Annotated in this window: 3 protein-coding genes; all 3 read left to right on the top strand. The window is 52.5% G+C overall.

From position 1 onward, the window contains the following. The first annotated feature begins 4 nt into the window (after positions 1–4). Positions 5–148, top strand: a complete 144-nt coding sequence (locus NW820_RS01930; RefSeq protein ID WP_083757638.1) for an IS630 transposase-related protein — start codon at positions 5–7, stop codon at positions 146–148. Positions 149–762: 614 nt separating this feature from the next. After that, positions 763–2634 (top strand): excinuclease ABC subunit UvrC, encoded by a 1872-nt coding sequence (uvrC, locus tag NW820_RS01925; protein ID WP_414342744.1) that lies wholly within the window; start codon positions 763–765, stop codon positions 2632–2634. A gap of 210 nt (positions 2635–2844) precedes the next feature. Beyond that, positions 2845–3540: PAS domain-containing protein (locus NW820_RS01920; RefSeq protein ID WP_414406539.1), on the top strand; the 696-nt coding region annotated here is incomplete at its 3' end.

The raw sequence follows: 3540 nt of genomic DNA, 5'->3' as shown, positions 1-3540 counted from the left end.
ACAGATGTACAAAGTCAGGCGTGCAACGGTCTATCGCTGGCTGAACCTAGAAGACCTCAGGCCGACAAAAGTCAAGACCCAGAAGCCAAAGATAGACTTGGCCGCCCTGCAGCAAGACATAGGCCAGGATCCAGGAGCTCAATTGTAAGGATAGAGCTCAGAGATTCGGGTCGCGCCAGCGGGACGGAGCCCTTGCCCTATTGACTATACTGGTGGTGCTCTGGGAGCAATGATACTATTACCCTAGATTTTTCGTGTTTCTGAGTAAGCTCATGCTGACTTGCCCAAGCCGTCATTCTTTTAACTTAGATACGACAAGATCCATAATGGAAAGCAGCATTATCGATGCCAGGATTGCCACAGGCAATTTATACCTGAATCTACTCAAAAGATTGTCTCAGAAGTCAATATATCCCTAGTTAATAAACTTAAGCGACTTTCCATTGCTGCTATATCTTATGTAAATGAACTACCAGAACTCTGGACAAAATTATGTTAATCACAAATCAACTTATCCTTCCCAAATCATGGAGGTCTACCCGTCAAAAGAGGTACTTTGATCCTGCGATGCGACGAGCTATTGCCATTTGTGCTAGCAGGTTGGAGCTTGAAAGCAGGACGAGCTTCCCAAACTTGTTCAGAATGATTGTTCAGAATGACTGTGTCTCCACATGGGTTGGAGTCAGTGTTGCCGAGAAAAGCCATATCCTTGCTAGATTGAAGTCATGGGATCCCTGACTCTACCCGGTAGAACTGAACTTTATGACCGTCCCTCTGATTCACAGCCGTGACGTTCTAGAGAGCCGTCTCAAGGAGATTCCTGCTGAACCCGGCGTATATTTAATGCGAGATGCCACGGATCAGATCCTCTATGTAGGCAAGTCCAAGAAATTGCGCTCTCGAGTGCGATCTTATTTCCGCTTCACCGGCGACCTGTCCCCTCGCATTCAGCGCATGGTAGCTCAGGTTTGCGAGATCGAGTTTATCGTAACCGACAATGAAAGTGAAGCCCTAGCCCTAGAAGACAATCTGATTAAGACCCATCAGCCCCCTTATAATGTTCTCCTTAAGGACGATAAAAAGTATCCCTATTTGTGTATTACCTGGTCGGAGCCTTATCCCCAGCTTTACATCACCCGCCATCGTCGCCTTGATCGGAATCAAGACAAATACTATGGCCCCTACACCGATGTTGGCCTGTTGCGCCATACCCTTGGATTGGTCAAACGGATTTTTCCCTTGCGCCAACGGCCCAAACCTCTGTACAAAGATCGCGCCTGTTTGAACTACGACATTGGGCGCTGCCCCGGGGTATGCCAAGGCTTGATCAGCCCAGAAGAGTATCGCAAAACGCTGACTCAAGTGGCCATGATCTTCCAAGGCCAGACAGATGAGCTGATCCGAGAGCTGCAGGAGAAGATGATCCAGGCCGCCGAACAGGAAAATTATGAGGCAGCCGCACGATATCGGGATCAAATTCGCGGTTTGGAACAATTGGGAGAATCCCAGAAGGTCTCTTTGCCTAACTCTACCGTCAGCCGTGATGCTCTGGCCTTGGCCATGAATGATTCACGAGCCTGCATTCAATTGTTTCAGGTGCGGGCAGGCAAGTTGGTGGGGCGGCTGGGGTTTGTGGCCGAAAATCGGGGCGATGATCCGGCGTTGATTTTGCAGCGGGTTCTACAAGAGCATTATCAATACTGTGATCCGGTGGAAATTCCCTCTGAGATTTTGACCCAGTATGAATTGCCCGATCACGATTTTCTGGAGTCTTGGCTGAGCCAGAAAAAAGGCCGCAAGGTCAGCCTTGTTGCCCCCCAACGGCAGAGCAAAGCTGAGTTGATCGAGTTGGTTGAGCGGAATGCCCAACTGGAGCTAACCCGCACTCAGCGCTTGGCGGATCGGGATGCCGCGGCCTTGGAGCGCTTGGCAGAAGTCTTGGATTTGCCGGATGTGCCCCGCCGTCTAGAAGCCTACGATATTTCCCACATCCAGGGATCCGATGCTGTGGCCAGTCAGGTGGTGTTTATCGATGGCCTGCCTGCCAAACAGCACTACCGCCGCTACAAGATTCGCAACCCTGAGGTGCGCCCCGGTCACTCCGATGATTTTGCCAGCCATGCAGAAGTGGCCCGGCGTCGCTTCAGCAAAATGACCCCTGAGGATCAGCCGGATTTGGTGCTCATCGACGGGGGCAAGGGGCAGTTGTCGGCAGTCATGGCCGTCTTGGCGGATTTGGGGCTGGATCACCTGCCGGTAATTGCCTTGGCCAAACGAGAAGAAGAGATCTTTCTGCCGGGGGATCCCGTGCCCCTGCGGTTGCCGGCCCAAGATCCGGCTCGCTTGTTGTTGCAACGCCTGCGAGATGAAGCCCACCGATTTGCTCTCGCCTTTCATCGCCAGCAACGGAAAGCGCGTCAACATGCCTCTACGCTGGACGAGATCCCCGGCTTGGGCAAGTATCGGCAAAAGCTGCTGATGGAAGAATTTCGGTCGATTGCCCGCATTCAGGTGGCCTCAGAAGACCAGTTGGCTCAAGTGCCCGGCATTGGCCCGAAGATTGCCCGACAGATTTACCGCTACTTTCACCCAGAAACTCAGGCGGGATCCCCGGAGACAGCGCAGGTGGAGTAGTTGAGAATCCGCGCAGGGATCCCTGCTCCCCCAGCACTCGGTGGGGTGATATCCACAGAAGCCTGAGCACCCTTCCTCGCCCGTGATTTTACGAGATCACGGGGGAACTTGTAGTGCGGAAAACATCGCTCAAAGCAAAAATGATACATAATCTCAGGGGCAGGCGTTCTTAGTGCCCTAGTACTGCTTGCGAAAACATAGGGGATCCTGATGTTGGCCGGACTCGATGTGCTCCTGGAAAATGCCCCCATTGGGATCTTTCGTGTGGATCTGCAGGGACGATACCGGTTTGCCAATGCCAAGCTTGCCGAGATATACGGCTATACTTCCTCTGCCCATTTGATGCGCCATCTGTCGGATTTTGGCCATCATCTCTATGCTGACGCTGCCGGTCGTCGCCAGTTTTTCCAGGATCTGCTTGCAGGCAAAGTCGGCGATGGGAGAGTGGCCCAAGAGTTTTTGATCCACAGTCGCAAGGGCTTGGACTTGTGGGTGCGAGAACAAATTCAAGTTGTCCGCAATCCGGCAGGGGATCCCCTCTGTTTTGAGGGGTATGTGGAAGATATCACGGCGCGGAAGCAGGCTGAACAAGCGCTTGCAGAGAGCCAACTCCGCTACAAAAGGTTGGTTTGTGCTATCCCACAAGCCTTAATGATCTTTAGCCAAGAAGGCAAATGCCTGGAGCTGATTTCTTCCCCGGAGAATGCTTGTGTTGCCTCACTCCCAGCAGAGCACCTTCAGGGAAAAGCAGTGCAAGAGCTGTTCGGCTCTGAGGTTAGCGACCAACTCCGGAGGCTGATTGACCGTTGCTTGAGCAGCGGATCCCAGCAAACCTTGGAATATCCCCTAACCAACTCAGCGGGAGAGCTCCGTTACCAAGAAATTTGCATAGTTCCCTACGGAGCA

Source organism: Synechococcus sp. R55.7 (genome assembly GCF_047461955.1).
Taxonomy (GTDB): domain Bacteria; phylum Cyanobacteriota; class Cyanobacteriia; order Thermostichales; family Thermostichaceae; genus Thermostichus.
The sequence above is the reverse complement of the archived record's forward strand: the minus strand, read 5'-3'. Positions and strand labels throughout refer to the sequence as shown.